This window comes from Cyanobium sp. Morenito 9A2, from assembly GCF_024345575.1.
In the GTDB taxonomy this organism is placed as follows: domain Bacteria; phylum Cyanobacteriota; class Cyanobacteriia; order PCC-6307; family Cyanobiaceae; genus ATX-6F1.
The window spans coordinates 304,888-322,696 of the sequence record NZ_JAGQBJ010000002.1 but is presented as its reverse complement, the minus strand read 5'-3'; the positions used below and the strand labels follow the sequence as shown (position 1 = coordinate 322,696).

General features: G+C 66.9%; 14 protein-coding genes, 1 tRNA gene and 1 pseudogene. 8 read left to right on the top strand and 8 right to left on the bottom strand.

What is annotated here, in order from left to right:
- Window positions 1–371: pseudogene (locus tag KBY88_RS05105) on the top strand (photosystem II q(b) protein); the annotation flags it as partial.
- Window positions 372–840: 469 nt separating this feature from the next.
- Here the strand turns inward: KBY88_RS05105 and KBY88_RS05100 are convergent.
- Window positions 841–912 (bottom strand) — tRNA-Thr (locus KBY88_RS05100).
- 49 nt (window positions 913–961) lie between these two features.
- Between KBY88_RS05100 and KBY88_RS05095 the strand changes: the two genes are divergently transcribed.
- Window positions 962–1,231, top strand: a complete 270-nt coding sequence (locus KBY88_RS05095; protein ID WP_254938815.1) for a DUF3493 domain-containing protein — start codon at window positions 962–964, stop codon at window positions 1,229–1,231.
- Window positions 1,232–1,563: 332 nt separating this feature from the next.
- Here KBY88_RS05095 and KBY88_RS05090 read toward each other — a convergent pair whose 3' ends face one another.
- The 6 genes from KBY88_RS05090 to nblD all read right to left on the bottom strand — a co-directional run bounded on the left by KBY88_RS05090 (window position 1,564) and on the right by nblD (window position 8,907).
- The gene (locus KBY88_RS05090; RefSeq protein WP_254938814.1) at window positions 1,564–2,790 is read right to left on the bottom strand and encodes a low-complexity tail membrane protein; all 1,227 of its coding nucleotides are present in this window, start codon (window positions 2,788–2,790) and stop codon (window positions 1,564–1,566) included.
- 1 nt (window position 2,791) lies between these two features.
- Entirely contained in the window at window positions 2,792–6,226 is a 3,435-nt protein-coding gene (gene infB / locus KBY88_RS05085) for a translation initiation factor IF-2 (RefSeq protein ID WP_254938813.1), read from the bottom strand.
- 63 nt (window positions 6,227–6,289) lie between these two features.
- Window positions 6,290–6,568, bottom strand: coding sequence for a YlxR family protein (locus tag KBY88_RS05080; RefSeq protein ID WP_254938812.1), 279 nt, complete (start codon window positions 6,566–6,568; stop codon window positions 6,290–6,292).
- The gene (gene nusA, locus KBY88_RS05075) at window positions 6,565–8,010 is read right to left on the bottom strand and encodes a transcription termination factor NusA (protein WP_254938811.1); all 1,446 of its coding nucleotides are present in this window, start codon (window positions 8,008–8,010) and stop codon (window positions 6,565–6,567) included. The genes KBY88_RS05080 and nusA overlap by 4 nt, the downstream gene beginning before the upstream one ends.
- 45 nt (window positions 8,011–8,055) lie before the next feature.
- Complete coding sequence (gene rimP, locus KBY88_RS05070) at window positions 8,056–8,526, bottom strand: ribosome maturation factor RimP (RefSeq protein WP_254938810.1); 471 nt, start codon at window positions 8,524–8,526, stop codon at window positions 8,056–8,058.
- Window positions 8,527–8,643: 117 nt separating this feature from the next.
- A complete protein-coding gene (gene nblD, locus KBY88_RS05065) occupies window positions 8,644–8,907 on the bottom strand; it encodes an NblD family protein (RefSeq protein ID WP_254938809.1) in 264 nt (87 codons plus the stop codon).
- 81 nt (window positions 8,908–8,988) lie between these two features.
- On the opposite strand from nblD, the gene KBY88_RS05060 reads away from it, so the two are divergent.
- The 3 genes from KBY88_RS05060 (at window position 8,989) to rpiA (ending at window position 11,682) form a co-directional block, all read left to right on the top strand.
- The gene (locus KBY88_RS05060; RefSeq protein WP_254938808.1) at window positions 8,989–10,134 is read left to right on the top strand and encodes a trypsin-like peptidase domain-containing protein; all 1,146 of its coding nucleotides are present in this window, start codon (window positions 8,989–8,991) and stop codon (window positions 10,132–10,134) included.
- A gap of 165 nt (window positions 10,135–10,299) precedes the next feature.
- A complete protein-coding gene (locus KBY88_RS05055; protein ID WP_254938807.1) occupies window positions 10,300–10,443 on the top strand; it encodes a hypothetical protein in 144 nt (47 codons plus the stop codon).
- A gap of 525 nt (window positions 10,444–10,968) precedes the next feature.
- Entirely contained in the window at window positions 10,969–11,682 is a 714-nt protein-coding gene (rpiA, locus tag KBY88_RS05050) for a ribose-5-phosphate isomerase RpiA (protein WP_254938806.1), read from the top strand.
- A 32-nt stretch (window positions 11,683–11,714) separates the two neighbouring features.
- On the opposite strand, the gene hisD is transcribed toward rpiA, so the two are convergent.
- Window positions 11,715–13,049, bottom strand: coding sequence for a histidinol dehydrogenase (hisD, locus tag KBY88_RS05045; protein WP_396102568.1), 1,335 nt, complete (start codon window positions 13,047–13,049; stop codon window positions 11,715–11,717).
- Window positions 13,050–13,150: 101 nt separating this feature from the next.
- On the opposite strand from hisD, the gene rpsT reads away from it, so the two are divergent.
- The 3 genes from rpsT (at window position 13,151) to rpoB (ending at window position 17,801) form a co-directional block, all read left to right on the top strand.
- Window positions 13,151–13,456 carry a 30S ribosomal protein S20 gene (rpsT, locus tag KBY88_RS05040; RefSeq protein WP_254938805.1) on the top strand — a complete coding sequence of 102 codons (306 nt, stop codon included), beginning with the start codon at window positions 13,151–13,153 and terminating at the stop codon, window positions 13,454–13,456.
- Window positions 13,457–13,460: 4 nt separating this feature from the next.
- Window positions 13,461–14,294 carry a TatD family hydrolase gene (locus KBY88_RS05035; protein ID WP_396102566.1) on the top strand — a complete coding sequence of 278 codons (834 nt, stop codon included), beginning with the start codon at window positions 13,461–13,463 and terminating at the stop codon, window positions 14,292–14,294.
- Window positions 14,295–14,507: 213 nt separating this feature from the next.
- Window positions 14,508–17,801, top strand: a complete 3,294-nt coding sequence (gene rpoB / locus KBY88_RS05030) for a DNA-directed RNA polymerase subunit beta (protein WP_254938804.1) — start codon at window positions 14,508–14,510, stop codon at window positions 17,799–17,801.
- Window positions 17,802–17,809: the final 8 nt, after the last annotated feature.

The following is a 17,809-nucleotide window of genomic DNA, read 5'->3' as shown; positions in this document are numbered from 1 at the left end:
ACAAGTTCGGCCAGGAAGAGGAGACCTACAACATCGTGGCCGCCCACGGCTACTTCGGTCGCCTGATCTTCCAGTACGCCTCGTTCAACAACAGCCGCAGCCTGCACTTCTTCCTGGCGGCCTGGCCCGTGATCGGCATCTGGTTCACCGCCCTGGGTGTGAGCACGATGGCCTTCAACCTGAACGGTTTCAACTTCAACCAGTCGATCCTCGACGGCCAAGGCCGCGTGATCAACACCTGGGCTGATGTGGTGAACCGCGCTGGTCTGGGTATGGAAGTGATGCACGAGCGCAACGCCCACAACTTCCCTCTTGACCTGGCGGCCGCCACAGCCACCCCCGTGGCGCTGACCGCCCCGGCGATCGGTTGAGTCGCCTAGCGACCTCCATCGGTTGATGGCATCGCCCCCTCGAGAGAGGGGGCTTTTTTGTGGGTGGATGTTGGTACGGGCGCGGCCGAATCAGATCGACTGGTTTGATGGGTCTAGGCCTTGATCTGAATCGAAGCCGCCAGGACACTTAATCGGACGTGATCCGCTCAGTGCTCTGGGGCCGTGAAGATCACCTGCGAGCCTCGTTAAGCCGAAGTCCCCCAGCTCCGTGACAACCCCCAGCTCAAGGGTGGTCGCCGCGGGCCCCACCGGAGAACAGCCATGCGTATCTGCCTGCATGGTGTCTGGACTGCTGAGCTACGGATTGATTGATCAGGCTCCCAGCTTGATTCCCTGCAGCATGAACTCCCTTGGATCGGTTGATCGTCGCTGTTCTGGAAATGTTTCCTTAGGAAAAACCTTACCCATTGACGTTAAGGCGCGCCCTTTGCAGCGAGAGATTTCGAAAAGCCGGTGATCGGACTTGAACCGACGACCTACTGATTACGAATCAGTTGCTCTACCACTGAGCTACACCGGCAACGCCTTGAAACTAGCATTCGGAGACCTCTCGCCCGCAGGCCTTCCCCATGGCATCAGGACCCCGGGCACCGTTGGACCCGGAACTGCGCCAGCGGCTTCTGCAGGAGGCCCGTTCCCCCTGGAGAGGTCTCCGGCGCGCCCTTTGGTTCGCCTTCAGTGCATCGGCCGCTGTGGGGCTGGCGACCATGGCCCTTCGGGCCAGTGCAGGCGAGGAGGTGGCCCTCTCGGATCTCGGAATTCAAGTCAGTGCCCTGGGCCTTTTCGCTCTGCTGCTGTGGCTTGATCGTCCGCAAGCCCCCAGCAATGACGAGACCTGAGCCACGGTCAACGGGCATTGGTTTGTGAGGCTTCAACACCGGCTTTGCTGGCTGGTCGTTGCTGGCCCAGATGCCTTCAATCCGCCAGCCCGCACCGCTAACCCCAAGGGGCCACGGGATGGACGGCGTTCGATTGGCTCATCCCTGGCGCCCTTGCTTCCTCCTCGGCCCTGGCCGCCGCCGCCTGACGCGGCCTTGGCCTGGGCGCCAGGGGGAGGAAGCTTCAGGGTCCCCATGGTCATTGGGCTGGACGAGCTTGGTGTGCAGGTTCCACAGGCTTGTGCCTGCCTGGGTGAGGGCCCAGCGGTCTGCGGGGTCCTGGCTCCAATGGGTTAGGACCCCTGAGCCCCGTTGGTGTCATTGATGTGGACTGGTTCGGGGGGCGGAGTTGCCTCAGCAGCCACCTCCTCGCTGGCGGCGCCCTCAGGGCACTTCGTTTCCGGTATGGGCGCTTCAGCGCCCTCGTCTTCCGGGCGCGCGGTTTCCGCTGATCCGGTCACGCTGATCTCCCCAGGGCTCCCGTCGGCCGGATCAGGGGCCTTGGGGCGGCCGTCGGGCCCATCCCCAACCGCTGGTTGCACTTCGGCAGCGGCAGCTCCATGCCCAGGTGATGGGGCTGCGCTCCCTGTCGCGTTGCCTTCGTGCTGATCCTCTGTTGAGGCTCCAGGGGCCAAGGCCGGGTCGGATGGTTCGGCAGGCCGATCGATGGGCGCCTTTGCCGGGAATTCCAGATCGCCTGGCGGATGGAGCCCAGGGCCTGTCTTGCCCGTGCTTCCTTTCGTCCCAATGAGCTCTTCCCCTTCGGGGGGGCCGTCTCCCCGGTCAACCGACGGGAGCGTGGTGGTCGTCGTTTTCGCAGGGTTCGTGGCCACTCCCTTGGCGGGATTCCCCTGTACCGCCTCCTCCGTCGCGGTTGGCCTTGGTGTCGGAACCGGCCTGGGCTCGGGTTGGGATGCCTGGGCAGGTCGCTGATCGCGCCTGAGGGGATTGATCATCAGCACGGGCAGCCCCAGGCTCAACCGGTTCTGCTCCAGTTCGGCCAGGGCCAAAGGTGGGGCTGCCTCGAGCGCAGCGTCATCCAAGCTCAGCAGCCGTAGGGCCTGCACCAGCTGCTGCCATTGCCACAGCATCAGCGCCAGCAGCGGCACGCTGATCAGCAGCACCACCAGCCGGCCGCTGGAGTCGAAGGGCGATAGCCCGGTGGCCAGGCCCGCGTGCTGATCGGCCCACCAACTGATCGGCAGCAAGAGGACAGCGCCGGAGGCCCGAGCCAGTTGAAGCCCTGGCCCCACCTGCAAGGCACTCAGCCGCTGCTGCTGCGGCCGGCGTCCGCGCAGGGGCACCTGGGCCAGCAGGAGCGACCACACATCCGGCGGCCGTTGCCAGAGCAGCAGCGCCGGCAGCAGGGCGCCGAGCCCCCAGACGAGTAAACGTTCGACGGAGGGCACGGGCCCCGGATCGGCCCCGGCGAACAGGAGCAACAGGAGCAGCACTTCCAGGGGCAGGGCCGGCAGGCCCAGCAGCTGGATCCAGAGCAGGGCTTCGCTCCGGGCGTTCACGTCAGGTGCTGAGGGTGCGGCGCTGGGTGACGAGCTTGTAGACCTCCACTCGGTCGCCCTCCTGCCAGTTGGCGAAACGATCGCAGCCGATGCCGCATTCGAAGCCTGTGGCCACCTCCTTGACGTCGTCCTTGTTGCGACGCAGAGAGTCGAGGTCCCCTTCGAACACCTTCTCTTTGCCGCGGTGCACCCGCACCTTGGCGTTGCGCTGCAGCTTGCCATTGGTGACGTAGCAGCCCGCCACGGCGCTCTTGCCGATGTTGAACACGACGCGCACCTCGGCTTCACCCAGGGACTCCTCCACCAGCTCCGGCTCCAGCAGGCCTTCCATGGCCAGTTGGATGTCTTCCAGCAGCTTGTAGATGACCTCGTAGTCGCGCACATCCACGCCGTTGGCGTCCGCGGCGCGTTTGGCGCCCGGCGCCATTGAGGTGTTGAAGCCGACGATCACGGCGCCGGAGGCGGCCGCCAAATCCACGTCGGTTTCGGTGATCTCGCCTGGGGCGGAGAGCAGCACCCGCACCTGCACCTCATCCTTGGGTAGTTGTTCGAGCGATCCGAGGATCGCCTCCACGCTGCCTTGGACGTCGGCCTTGAGGATCAAGTTGAGTTCCTTGAGGTCCCCTTCCTTCACCTGTCCGGAGATGGAGGTGAGGGACACCCGGCGGGAGGCCATCTGCTGCGCGAGGCGGGTGGCGCGGGCTTCTGTGGCCCGCTCCCCCACCACCGAGCGGGCGGTCTTTTCATCGGTGTAGACCTCGAACTCGTCGCCGGCGGTGGGCACCTCGCTGAAGCCCAACGCCTCCACGGCATAGGACGGCCCCGCTTCCTTCACGCGTTTGCCGGTGTCATCGACCATGGCGCGCACCTTGCCCAGGATCGGCCCTGCCGCCAGCACATCGCCGGCCCGGAGGGTGCCGTTCTGGATCAGCAGAGTGGCCACTGGACCCTTGGCCTTGTCGAGGTGAGCCTCGATCACGGTGCCCTTGGCCCTGCGGTCGGGGTTGGCCTGCAGGTCTTCGACTTCGGTGACCAGAAGGATCATCTCCAGCAGCTTGTCGATGTTTTCGCCCTTGAGGGCGCTCACCGGCACCATCACGGTGTTGCCGCCCCAGTCTTCGGCCACCAGCTGGTGGCCGGAGAGTTCCTGCATCACGCGCTCCGCCGAGGAGCCTTCCTTGTCGATCTTGTTGATCGCCACCACGATCGGCACTTCCGCGGCGCGGGCGTGGCTGATCGCCTCCAGGGTCTGGGGGCGCACGCCGTCATCGGCGGCCACCACCAGCACGGCCACGTCGGTGACCTTGGTGCCCCGGGCGCGCATGGCGGTGAACGCCTCGTGGCCCGGGGTGTCGAGGAAGGTGATCTTGCGCTGTTCGCCCGCATGGGGCACCACCACCTGGTAGGCCCCGATGTGCTGGGTGATCCCACCGGCCTCGCCTGCGGCCACGCGGGTCTTGCGAATCGCATCGAGCAGGCTGGTCTTCCCATGGTCGACGTGGCCCATGACCGTCACCACCGGTGGCCGTCGGATCAGATGCGCAAGGTCGCTTTCCTCGATCATCTCCACCGTCTTCTTGGCGGCTTCCTGGACGTCGTCTTCGAGCACAGGAACGCCGAATTCCTCCGCCACGGTCTCGATCGTGGCGAGATCGAGGGTTTGGGTGACGGTGGCGCTGATGCCCTTGAAGAACAGCGATTTGATGATCTCGGAGCTCTCGACGCCGAGGCGGTCGGCCAGCTCCTGCACCGTGAGGTTGCCCTCCGGCACGATCAGCATGTCGGGCCGCACGGCCTTGGCCTCGCGGGCCGCCCGCAGTTCCATCGCCCGGCGGCGTTGGCGCTGACGGGTGGTCTCTTTCTTGCGCTTGCGCACCGCCACCAGGGGCTTGGCGGCCGCCACAGGGGCCCTGCCGCGGGGCTTGGCCGGTCGGGCCAGGCTCGCCTGCAGCACCAGGGCTTCCTGTTCGCCGGCGAAGCCACCGGTTTCGGCGGTGAGCGCATCATCGTTTTCGCCGATGATGTGGACCTTGGTCCGCTGCTTCTGGGGCGTGCGGCTGCGCAGGGCTTCGAGCTTGGCGCTGTCGTCCCAGTCGGGGCGACGGGCTTTGCCAGGGGCCTGGGGCGTGCGGAAGCCGGGGCGCTTGGGCGCCGCCGGCCCCACGCCGGCGGGCCGTGGGGCGGTGGCTTCGCCGGGGGCACCCGGTTCGCCGGCACCCGGACGTCTGGGCGGGGCAGCTACCGGACGGTTGCCGGGCTTCTGCAGTTGCATGAGCTCGCCGGGGGCCACCGGTTTGCGCATGCCCTGGGGCACACCGGGTCGCACGGGGGGACCCGGCCGGGCGCCGTTGGCGGGGCCAGCAGTGGCATCGCGGCGGATGGGCTTGCCCACCAGTTCCAGGGGGCTGGGCTGGGGCCGCCCAGGGGCACTGGGGCGACCTGGCACGGGCCTGGGGGCGCCACCAGCGGTGACCGGGCGTTGGGGCGGTGCGCTGGTGGGGCGCTGGCTCAGGGGCTGGCGGCCCGCCGGCGGTGCGGGGCGCTGGCTGATGCCGCTGCCACCGGATGACGTTGCGCCACCGGCTTGAACAGGGTGGCTACGACCGACCAGCTGGGGCTTCCCGGCGCCCACGGGTGTGGGCCGGGCCGGGGCGCCAGGCCGTTGCGGTGCTGCCGGACGAGAGGAGGGCGGAGCGGGCCGCGGGGAGGTAGGGGCGGGGCGGGGAACCGGAGCGCTGGCGGCGGGTGGTGCCGGCTTGGGGCTGGTGGCGGGACGCACGACCAGCGGTTCGGCTTTGCGGGGTTCGGGGCTCCGAGCCGCTTGGGTCCGGGGGTCCTGGGGTCTTGGTTCCTGGGGTCTCAGCTCGGGCTTACGGCTGACGGGGGCCGCCATGGGCGTGCCGGCTTGGTTTGGTGGATCAGCCGTGGCCGTTGGGGCAGGGCGTGCCGGTGCTGAGGCCCGCGCCGGTGCCGCGGGCCGTGCTGCAGGGGGGGCTGGCCGGCTGGGGGCGGCCGAGGGCTTCGCCACCGGCGCCGCCACCGGCGCCGCCACAGCCCTGGGAGCCGGGCTCGCCGGCGCATTCGAGTTCTTGGGACCTGTGGGGGGCGCGACCAAGATGGGGGGCTTGGCCACCGGCGCCACTGGTGCTGCGGGGCCGCCTGCGACTGTGGACTTCTCTGCCGTCGGGGCCGGGTTGGCCTTCTTGACGGAGAGGATCGCCTTTGGGGCTTCTCCGGCGCCCGAGGGAGGCCTGGCGGGGGCCTTGGCCCCTCCCTTGATCAATTCACGGATGCGTACCGCCTCGTCGTCGCTGATGGAGCTGCTGTGGCTCCGCGCGGCGATCGCAAGCTTTTCGGCGGCATCGAGCACGTCCCTGTTCTCCAGGCCCAGATCCCGGGACAGCTCGTAAATCCTGACTTTGCCGCTGCTGGTCATTAAGTGCTCCAATTGGTCGGTGCAACGGGTGCTACCGGGCCCTACGCGCGGTAAGGCCACTGCTCATCTTGCCTCAGAGACTGCGCCGGGGTTGGTGTCGAGTCTCTGGCCGAGGCTGGCGTAGATGGAATCCGCAACTTGACAGCGCAGGGCCCGTTGCAATCGCTTGCGCCGCCGGGCTTCTTCCAGACAGGCTGCCTTCGGGCAGAGGTAGGCCGATCGGCCCATGCCCGCATCCAGCGCCAGACCCCCTGCGGCGAGTCGGATGACCCGCCAGAGCTGCTGACGATCCAGCAGCTCCCGGCACGCCACACAGCGCCGCAAGGTGGGGGCGGCGCTCACCGCACCCCATCCCCGGAGGGGGGGGCTTCAACGGGCTCTGCGTCCGATTCGGAGCTGAATTCGGGTTCTGGGTCAGCCTCAGGGCCGGCCTCCACCTCAGCAGGGGCTTGCTCGGGCTCCTCGTCGGCGTAGTCCTCGTAGCCCTCCTCGTCTTCCGGCAGGGGGTAGAGCTCCCGCAGCCGTGCATCTTCTTCGGTGCGGATCGCCTGCTCGGCTTCCAGCCGCGCTTCCGCCTCCGCTTGCAGGGCCTCCTCCTCTTCGCGCATGGCAATCAGCTCGGCCACCCGTGCGTCCTCGGTTGCCTGGTCGTACTCGGCGGCGTTCTTGATGTCGATCTTCCAGCCCGTGAGCCGGGCCGCCAGGCGCACGTTCTGGCCCTCACGGCCGATCGCCAGGCTGAGCTGGTCGGGGGGGACCAGCACATGGGCGTGGTAGCCGGCCGGATCCACCAGGCGCACCATCTCCACCCGCGCCGGGCTCAGGGAGTTGGCCAGATACTGACCAGGGTCCGCCGACCAGCGGATCACATCGATTTTCTCGCCGCGGAGCTCGTTGACGACCTGCTGGATCCGGGAGCCACGGGCGCCGATGCAGGCCCCAACGGGATCCACTTCTCGCTCGACGCTGTCGACGGCCACCTTGGTGCGGGGGCCCACCGAACGGGAGGGGGGATTGGCTTCGCGGGCCACCGCCACGATGCGCACCGATCCTTCCTGGATCTCCGGCACCTCGTTCTCGAACAGGTAAACCACCAGACCGGCGTTGGCACGGCTGATGAACAGCTGGGGTCCACGGCGGGGCACCTCGCTCACCTCCTTGAGAAAAACTTTGAAGGTGGCGTTGGCGCGGTAGTTGTCGTTGGGGAGCTGGTCGCGGCGTGGCAGCTCGGCTTCCACCTCGGGTCGGCCCAGACCCGAACTCACGGCCATGATGATCGACTGGCGCTCGAAGCGGATCACCCTGGCCGTGAGCACGGGGTCTTCGAGGTCAGCGAATTCCTCCTGGATCATCCGCCGCTGCTGATCCCGCAGCTTCTGGGCCAGCACCTGTTTGGTGGTGGCGGCGGCCATCCGGCCGAAATCGTCTTTTTCAGGGGTGACATCAAGCACCACCGTGTCTCCGACCTGGGCGTCCTCAGCCACCTGTTGCACTTCGGCGAGGGCGATCTGGTGGTCTTCGCTCTCCACCTCCTCAACGATGATTTTGCTGGCCAGCACGCGGTAGCCCTCCTCGTCGAGGTCGAGGGCCACATCGAAGTTGCTGAAGTAGTCCTCCTCGAAAGGGTCCTCGCTGATGCCCAGGTAAAGGGTGCGCCGGTAGCGCTCGTAGCCCTTGAGCAGGGCCTCGCGCAGGGCGGCCTCCACCACCTGGGGCGCCAGTTTCTTCTCTTCGCTGATGTCCTCGATCAGGTTCTGCAGGCCGGGGAGAAGAACGAGCGCCATCGTGTCGGGGGTGAAAAAGGGGTAGGGAGCGAGTGGGGGAGAGCGTCAGCTCTGCTCCGGAGCGGTGAGACAAACGGCGATCACCTCGGAGCGGGGGATGCGGCTGCGACGACCGCGCACGTTGAGGTGCACCGCCTGCTCGTCCCGCTCCAGCAGCAATCCTTCCCGCCGCTGCTCGCCGCCCTGGCCATCGTGGACCGTGACGGCGACGGGGAAGCCGCGGAAGCTGCGGAAATCCCGGTCATCGCGCAGTTCCTCGGAGACCCCGGGGCTGCTGATTTCCAGAACGTAGGCCTCGTCGAGCAGAGCCGCGGTCTCCAGGGCCTCACCGAGGAGGCCGCTGAACCGGGCACAGTCATCGAGGCTCACATCACCGCCCCCGGCCGGCCGCAGTTGCACCAGCAGGGTCATTGGCACCCTGTGGGTTTGCACCTGCAGGCCGCACAGCTCAAATGCCGCCTCACCAGCCAATTGGCTGGCAAGGGCCTCGAGTTCAGCGTGGAGCGGATGGGGCAAGGGACGGTCAGGGCGGGTCGCTCGGCCCGACCGGCTGCTGCAGTGACCTGCCCCTGGCGGGAGCCAAGGCCCACGCAAAAGGGTGATGCCCGCCGGGCACCTGGCCAACCTACGCGATCAGGGTTGGCGCAGATCCAGGGCAGGTGGCTCGGCGTAGAAGTCGCTCGCCTGCACGTCTCCGCGCAGGGCGGGGTCCTGGTTGAGGCACTGGCCGCACTGCTCGGGGGATTTGAGGAATTGACAGACCCGCGCCCAGAGCTTGGCCCGGGTGGCCGGCGCCCCCTGGCTGAACAACACCCGATCGTTCCCGCCGACCATGCCCAGAATCTCCACCTGACAAAGGCGGCAGCGCTGTCGCGTGCCGGGGGGGATCACGGCCATGGGGGTGTGGTCGGGTTGCGGCAACTTAGAACCACGGACCGATCCTGGCGGCCAAAGGTGAAGCTTGCCTAGCGTCCTGTCATGCGCATTGCTCCCCTTCAGACCTGTGGCCGGGCCCTGCTCATGGGCCTGCTGTTGATCCAGCTGGTGGCCCTCCCCTTGGCGCGGCCCGCTGCAGCCCAGGCCGCTGACCGTGCCGAGGAGTCCTCAAGTCGTCACAGTTTTGTGGCTGTTGCCGTGGGCCAGGTGGGTCCGGCGGTGGTTCGCATCGACACCGAGCGCGCCGTGCCCCAGGCCAACTTCGAGCAGGGTTTCGGCGACCCCCTCCTCCGGGACTTCTTCGGTGATCCCTCCGGCGGGGCGCGGGAGCGAGGCCAGGGCTCTGGCGTGTTGATCGATGCCCACGGATTGGTGCTCACCAATGCCCATGTCGTCGATCGGGCTGACTCCGTGGAGGTGACCCTCGCCGACGGGCGCCAGCTGGATGGCAGCGTGCTCGGTGCCGATCCGATCACCGATCTGGCGGTGGTGCGCATCCCCGAATTGGCGGGCCTGCAGGCGGCACCGCTCGGGGATTCCGAGGCTCTTGAGGTGGGTGATTGGGCCATCGCCCTGGGGAGCCCCTATGGGCTTGAGCGCACGGTCACCCTGGGGATCGTCAGCAGCCTGCACCGCAACATCAACAGCCTGGGCTTCTCCGATAAGCGCCTCGATCTCATCCAGACGGATGCCGCGATCAATCCAGGCAATTCCGGTGGGCCGCTCATCAACGCGGGCGGCGAGGTGATCGGCATCAACACCCTGGTGCGGGCCGGTCCTGGGGCGGGCCTCGGTTTTGCGATCCCCATTAATCTTGCCAAGGGGGTGGCTCAGTTGCTGAGCACGGGCAGCCCTGTGGTGCATCCCTACCTGGGGCTGCAACTGGTGCCGTTGACGGCCCGCCGCGCCCGTGCCAACAACGGAGACCCCAACGCCTTGCTCAAGTTGCCCGAGCGGGATGGAGCACTGGTGCAGAAGGTGCTTCAAGACAGCCCGGCCGAGGTGGCGGGGGTGCGCCGCGGCGACCTGGTGGTCTCCGTGGCTGACCGGCCGATCAGTGATCCAGCCGCCCTGCTGTTGGCCGTCGAGGCGTCGAAGGTGGGGGTGGGGCTGCCCCTGACGGTGGTGCGAGGGGAAACGGAGATGAAGCTGATGATCAGGCCGGCGGCCCTGCCCCAGGCGGGCTGAGAGTGGCCTTCACAGGGGGCCCCGGGGTTGGCGCGGTCCTGCGGCGCCCTTCGGCGTTGGCGTGGTCATCGAACACGAACGACCAGGTCCTGCGGCAGGCCGAGGCTGGGGCCTGACCGATCCCGGGCGTCTCCGATCGCTGCGGCCAGCCAGGGATGGCTCAACATGGCGCTGGTGGAGACCACCAGCAGTTGCTTCATGGCCAACGGCCCGCCTGAGCCCGGCTATCCCGGCTGCAGATCGGCGTCAGCGGCGGCCCAGTCGGCGGATCGGCGCCGGGCGGAGCGCTCCAGCAGCAGCAGCTCCTGAGCCGTGGCTTAGCTGGACAGCGCCAGGGTGAGGCGTGTCGTCATGCCAGCGGCCCGGAGCCGGCTGGCAAAACTCGGCTCCGCTTCCACTCCCCCGCCCATGGCGCGGGCAGCTCCGATCATCACCCTCGCTGGGTGTGGGTGTTCGCGCGCTCCCCCGGCCCCCGAGGGGGGCGAACGCCCGACCGGTGCGGAACTCGACGGGGCGAAACGGCAATGGCTGCCTGACCTGGCGGCTGGGGGTCGATCCCGGTCGGGACCGAAGCGGCTGGGGTCGTACGGGTCGATCCGGCGCAGGCCTGCAGCCGTCCAACCTTGACCAAGACGGCTGGCAGCGGCGGCAGGGTGAGGAGGTCCCTGATCGCGTGCAGCCGGCCGAGCCCACCGCTGGATCCGGCCTCGCCCGCCCCGTCGCCTGCATCTGCCTTGGCCATCGGCCCCGTATCCCCGCCCCGACCTGCTCAGGGGTGCCTGGGAGGTCATCGTGGCGCCCTTGCTACGGTCACGGCCCTTTGAGGTTGCCGTGATGTCTGATCTACAGGACCGCATGAAAGCGGCGGTGGCCCGGGCGGCGGTGGAGCAGATCCAAGACGGCATGGTGCTGGGGCTGGGCTCAGGCTCCACCGCCGCGCTGATGATTCGGGAGCTTGGGGCCAGGTTGCAGCGGGGCGAGCTGCGTGACATCACCGGCGTCACCACCTCCTTTCAAGGTGAGGTTCTGGCGGCGGAACTGGGCATTCCGCTGAAGAGCCTCAATGCGGTCGAGCGCATCGACCTGGCCATCGACGGTGCCGATGAGGTGGACCCAGCCTTCCAGCTGATCAAGGGGGGTGGCGCTTGCCACGTGCAGGAAAAGCTGGTGGCCCGCAGGGCCGAGCGTTTCGTGGTGGTGGTGGATGCCTCCAAGCTGGTGGAGCGTCTCAACCTTGGTTTCCTGCTGCCGGTGGAGGTGCTTCCCGGCGCCTGGCGTCAGGTGCAGGCAGAGCTGGGCGCCTTGGGCGGGGCTGCGGAGCTGCGCCTGGCCGTGCGTAAGGCGGGCCCGGTGGTGACCGACCAGGGCAACCTGGTGCTGGATGTGAAATTCGCCGGCGGGATCCCGGATCCTGTGGCCCTGGAGGCCACGATCAACAATCTCCCCGGGGTGCTGGAAAACGGCCTGTTCGTGAACCTCACCGACCAAGTGCTGGTGGGCGATCTCGTCGATGGGGAGCCAGGCGTGCGCGATCTGGCCCGCCGTTAAGGCCCCGTCGCTGGCTCCTGGGCAGAACAACCTCAGCCCAGTCGAAGCCGCACCGATTCAGCGTGGCTGTGGAGGCCCTCGCTTTCCGCCAGGGCGATCACGGCGCCGCCTGTGGCCTCCAGCGCCTGGCGGCTGAACTCGATCAAGCTGGTGTGTCGCAGAAAGGTCTCCACGCTCAGGGCCCCAGCGAAGCGGGCCGTGCCTGAGGTGGGCAAGGTGTGGTTCGGGCCTGCCAGGTAGTCACCCACCGCCTCGGGGCTCCAGGCCCCCAGAAAGATGGCGCCCGCATGCTGGATCCGCCCAGCCAGAGGTTCGGGGCGTTCCACCAGCAGCTCCAGATGTTCGGGGGCGAAGCGGTCGCTGAGTTGGGCGGCGGCCTCCAGGGACGGGCAGAGCACGATCAGTCCCCAGTCGTTGAGGGCGGCCCGGCACAAGTCGGCGCGGGGGTGGCCCTCCAACTGCTCGGCGAGCGCCTTGGGCACGGCCTCGGCCAGTTCGGAGCTGGTGGTCAGCAGGATGGCCGCCGCCAGGGGATCGTGCTCCGCCTGGGCCAACAGGTCGGCGGCCACCTGATCGGCGCGGGCGCTCTGATCAGCGATCACCAGCACCTCGCTGGGGCCCGCCAGGGAATCGATTCCCACGGTGCCGTAGACCGCTTTTTTGGCGAGGGTCACATAGAGGTTGCCGGGGCCGCTGATCACATCGACCCTTGGCACTGATTCGGTGCCGTAGGCCAGGGCGGCGATCGCCTGGGCGCCCCCCACCCTGTAGATCTCCTCGACGCCGGCCAGGTGGGCCGCCGCCAGCACCGTGCCATTCACCCGGCCTTCGGGCCCTGGAGGCGTGACCATCACCAACTGCTTCACGCCGGCCACCTTGGCCGGCACGGCATTCATCAGCACGGTGCTGGGGTAGGAGGCACGGCCCCCGGGCACGTAAAGACCGGCACGCTCCACAGGCCGCCAGCGACGTCCCAGCCTCTCGCCGTGAACGCCTTTGACCTGGAGGTCCTGGGGCTTCTGGCGCTGGTGAAAATCGAGGATGCGTCGATGGGCCAGGCCCAGGGCGGCCTTCAGATCTTCCGGGCAGGCGGCCCAGGCTTGCTTGATTGTCTCGGCCGTTAGGCGCAGGGGGTCGGGCCGGAAGCCATCGAAGCGCTCGCTGAGCTCGAGCAGGGCGGCATCACCCAGCGTGCGCACATGCTCAAGAATCGCGTCCACCGTGCGGGCCGCCTCCTGGCTCTGGCTCCCTCCAGTGCGCTGGGCGATGGACTCCAGCCGCGTGGCGGCGGCGTCAAGAGCGTCGATTCGGGCGATGGCCAGGGGGCCAGCGGCGGGCGCGGAAGGGGTCAGGGAACTGGCAGCCACGGTCCCCGCAACGGATGAGCAGACTTCAACGCTAGGCCCAAGAGGGAGGGGCATGGGAAGGCGGTAGGATGATTGTTTGCTCCGTCAGCGCCAAAACGCCTGTGGCCAATAACACCTCTTCGAAGAAGCGCATCCTGATCGCCGAGCGCAACCGGCTGCAGAACCGCACCTACAAGTCCGCCGTACGCACGCTGATCAAGCGCACGATCACGGCCGTGGGGGCTTACGCCCAGGAGCCCGGTGACACCACCAGAGCGGCCCTGCAGACCAGCCTCAACGCTGCCTTCAGCAAGATCGACAAGGCCATCAAGGTCGGTGTTCTGCACCGCAACACCGGCGCCAACCAGAAGTCGCGCCTGAGTGCTGCCGTCAAAAAGGCGATCGAACCCGCCACCGCCCAGGCCTGAGCCGATGGTGGCTCCGGTGGCTGAGCCGCGGCATGCGGCACTGGCCCCGCCGCCACTGGTGGATAGCCACTGTCACATCGTCTTTCGCAACTTCGACGACGACCTCGATGCGGTGGCCCAACGCTGGCGTGCGGCCGGGGTCGGAGCCTTGCTTCATGCCTGCGTTGAGCCGGGGGAAATCCCAGCGATCAGGGCCCTGGCCGATCGCTTCCCAGAGCTGCGCTACTCGGTAGGGGTCCATCCCCTCGACACCCAGCACTGGCAGGACGACACCTCCCGGGTGTTGCGCCAAGCCGCCCTCGATGACCCGAGAGTGGTCGCGATCGGAGAATTGGGCCTCGACCTGTTCCGCGACTCCAACCTCGATCAACAGCTGGCGGTGCTGGGCCCCCAACTGGATTTGGCCGTGGAGCTTGATCTACCCGTGATCATTCACTGCCGCGATGCAGCAGAGGCCATGCTCAGCGTCCTCCGTCAGCGGCGCACCGAAGGCCGTTGCCCCCGTGGGGTGATGCACTGCTGGGGTGGCACTCCCGAGGAAATGGCCGGCTTCCTGGAGCTGGGTTTGTTCATCAGTTTCAGCGGTACGGTCACCTTCCCCAAGGCGGAAGCCACCCATGCCTGCGCTCGCCTGGTGCCGGAAGGACGCTTTCTGATCGAGACCGATTGCCCCTTCCTGGCCCCTGTGCCGCGGCGGGGCAAAAGGAATGAGCCTGCGTTCGTGGCCGCCGTCGCCGAGCGGATGGCGGAGTTGCGGGGGGAAAGCGTGGATCAGGTGGCCCGTTGCAGCAGCGCTAACGCCCGGAGTCTGTTCAGCCTTCCCGGTGCCAGTGTATGATGATTTATTGGCCTGGCAGCGAAATCGACATTCGATCGTGCTCCTGCCCTCCACAAGCGTCCACCACCATCACTGGTGCTTTGTCGTCGTCGGCAGTCCTGATTCGAGCTCACTAGGCATCGCCATGAATCGGCCGTCCCTTCGCAGGGGGCGGCCGTTCGCGTGGGAGCTCCAGGCCATTCCACTTTTGAACCCGTTCCTGCAGGACACCGCATGAGCAGCAGCGCGATCCAGGTCGCCAAGACCGTCACGTACCTCCCCGATTTGGTCGAGGTGCAGCGGGCAAGCTTTAAATGGTTCCTGGAGAAGGGCCTGATCGAGGAGCTTGAAAGCTTTTCGCCCATCACCGACTACACCGGCAAGCTTGAGCTGCACTTCATCGGTAGCGAGTACCGCCTGAAGCGCCCCCGCCACGATGTGGAAGAGGCCAAGCGGCGTGATGCCACCTTCGCCTCGCAGATGTACGTCACCTGCCGGCTGGTCAACAAGGAAACCGGTGAGATCAAGGAGCAGGAGGTGTTCATCGGCGAACTGCCGCTGATGACCGAGCGTGGCACCTTCATCATCAACGGCGCTGAGCGCGTGATCGTCAATCAGATCGTGCGCAGTCCTGGCGTCTATTTCAAAGATGAGCAGGACAAGAACGGCCGCAAGACCTTCAATGCCAGCTTGATCCCCAACCGCGGTGCCTGGCTCAAGTTTGAAACCGACAAGAACGATCTGCTGCATGTGCGGGTCGACAAGACGCGCAAGATCAACGCCCACGTGCTGATGCGGGCCATCGGCCTGTCGGACAACGACGTGCTCGACAAGTTGCGGCACCCCGAGTACTACCGCAAGTCGATTGAGGCCGCCAACGACGAGGGCATCTCATCAGAGGATCAGGCCCTGCTGGAGCTCTACAAGAAGCTTCGGCCCGGCGAACCGCCGTCGGTCAGCGGCGGGCAGCAGTTGCTGCACAGCCGCTTCTTCGATCCGAAGCGCTACGACTTGGGCCGGGTAGGCCGCTACAAGATCAACAAGAAGCTGCGTCTCACGATCCCCGATGCGGTGCGTACCCTCACAGCCGAGGACGTGCTCTCGACAATTGATTACCTGATCAACCTGGAGCTTGATGTCGGTGGCGCCAGCCTCGATGACATCGACCACCTCGGCAACCGCCGGGTGCGCTCGGTGGGCGAACTGCTTCAGAACCAGGTGCGCGTGGGCCTGAATCGCCTTGAGCGGATCATCAAGGAAAGGATGACGGTGGGCGAGACCGAATCGCTCACCCCGGCCCAATTGGTGAACCCCAAGCCCCTGGTGGCGGCGATCAAGGAGTTCTTTGGCTCCAGCCAGCTGAGCCAGTTCATGGATCAGACCAATCCCCTGGCCGAGCTGACCCACAAGCGCCGGATCAGTGCCCTCGGCCCGGGTGGTCTCACCCGGGAGCGCGCTGGCTTCGCCGTGCGGGACATCCACCCTTCTCACTACGGCCGCATCTGCCCGATCGAAACGCCGGAAGGTCCCAACGCCGGCCTGATCGGATCGCTCGCCACCCACGCCCGGGTCAACGAGTACGGCTTCATCGAAACTCCCTTCTGGCGCGTCGAAGACGGCATCGTCATCAAGAGCGGCGATCCCATCTACCTCTCCGCTGACCTCGAAGACGAGTGCCGCGTTGCCCCCGGTGATGTGCCCACCGACTCCACCAGCCGGATCACGGCCGAGTTGGTTCCTGTGCGCTACCGCCAGGATTTCGAAAAAGTGCCCCCCGAACAGGTGGACTACGTCCAACTTTCGCCGGTGCAGGTGATCTCGGTGGCCACCTCCTTGATCCCCTTCCTCGAGCACGACGACGCCAACCGCGCCCTGATGGGTTCGAACATGCAGCGCCAGGCCGTGCCGCTGTTGCGCCCCGAGCGGCCCCTGGTCGGCACGGGCCTGGAAACCCAGGTCGCCCGTGACTCAGGCATGGTGCCGATCACCACGGTCAACGGCACCGTGACCTTTGTCGATGCCACCGCGATCGTGATCCGCGATGAGCAGGGCTTGGACCACATCCACCACCTGCAGAAGTACCAGCGCTCCAACCAGGACACCTGCTTGAACCAGCGCCCGATCGTCAGGCAGGGGGATCCGGTGATTGCCGGCCAGGTGTTGGCCGATGGCTCGGCCTGTGAAGGCGGCGAGATCGCCCTCGGCCAGAACGTGCTGATCGCCTACATGCCCTGGGAGGGTTACAACTACGAAGACGCGATCCTGGTGAGCGAGCGGCTCGTCCAGGACGACCTCTACACCTCGGTGCACATCGAGAAGTACGAGATCGAGGCCCGTCAGACGAAGCTCGGCCCCGAGGAGATCACCAGGGAAATTCCCAATGTGGCCGAAGAGAGCCTGGGCCACCTCGATGAGATGGGCATCATCCGTATTGGCGCCTACGTGGAGTCGGGCGACATCCTCGTAGGCAAGGTGACTCCGAAGGGCGAATCCGATCAGCCCCCCGAGGAGAAACTTCTGCGCGCCATCTTCGGCGAGAAGGCGCGAGATGTGCGCGACAACTCCCTGCGGGTGCCCAGCACCGAGCGCGGCCGCGTCGTCGACGTGCGGATCTACACCCGTGAGCAGGGCGATGAACTGCCGCCCGGCGCCAACATGGTGGTGCGGGTGTATGTGGCCCAGAGACGCAAGATCCAGGTGGGCGACAAGATGGCCGGCCGCCACGGCAACAAGGGAATCATCAGCCGCATTCTTCCCCGCGAAGACATGCCCTACCTGCCCGATGGCACCCCGATCGACATCGTTCTCAACCCCCTGGGTGTTCCCAGCCGGATGAACGTGGGCCAGGTGTTCGAGTGCCTGATGGGCTGGGCGGCCTCGCACCTCAACGCCCGCGTCAAGGTGGTGCCCTTCGATGAGATGCACGGCGCTGAGAAATCGAAGGAGACCGTGCAGGCGTTCCTTGAGGCCGCCCGCGATCAACCCGGCAAGGATTGGGTCTACAACCCCGACAACCCCGGCAAGATCCAACTGGTCGATGGCCGTAGCGGCGAACCGTTCGACCAGCCGGTCACCGTCGGGTACGCCCACATTCTCAAGCTGGTTCACCTGGTGGACGACAAAATCCACGCCCGTTCCACCGGCCCCTACTCTCTGGTGACGCAGCAGCCCCTGGGTGGCAAAGCGCAGCAGGGCGGCCAGCGGCTCGGAGAGATGGAGGTCTGGGCTTTGGAGGCCTACGGCGCCGCCTACACCCTTCAGGAACTGCTCACCGTCAAATCCGACGACATGCAGGGCCGCAACGAAGCGCTCAACGCGATCGTCAAGGGCAAGCCCATTCCCCGCCCCGGCACACCGGAGTCGTTCAAGGTGCTGATGCGCGAGCTGCAGTCCCTTGGCCTCGACATCGCTGTTTACACCGATGCGGGTGAGGAAGTGGATCTGATGCAGGATGTCAATCCCCGCCGCAGCACCCCCAACCGCCCCACCTACGAATCCCTCGGCGTCGCGGACTTCGATGACGACTGATCGCTGAT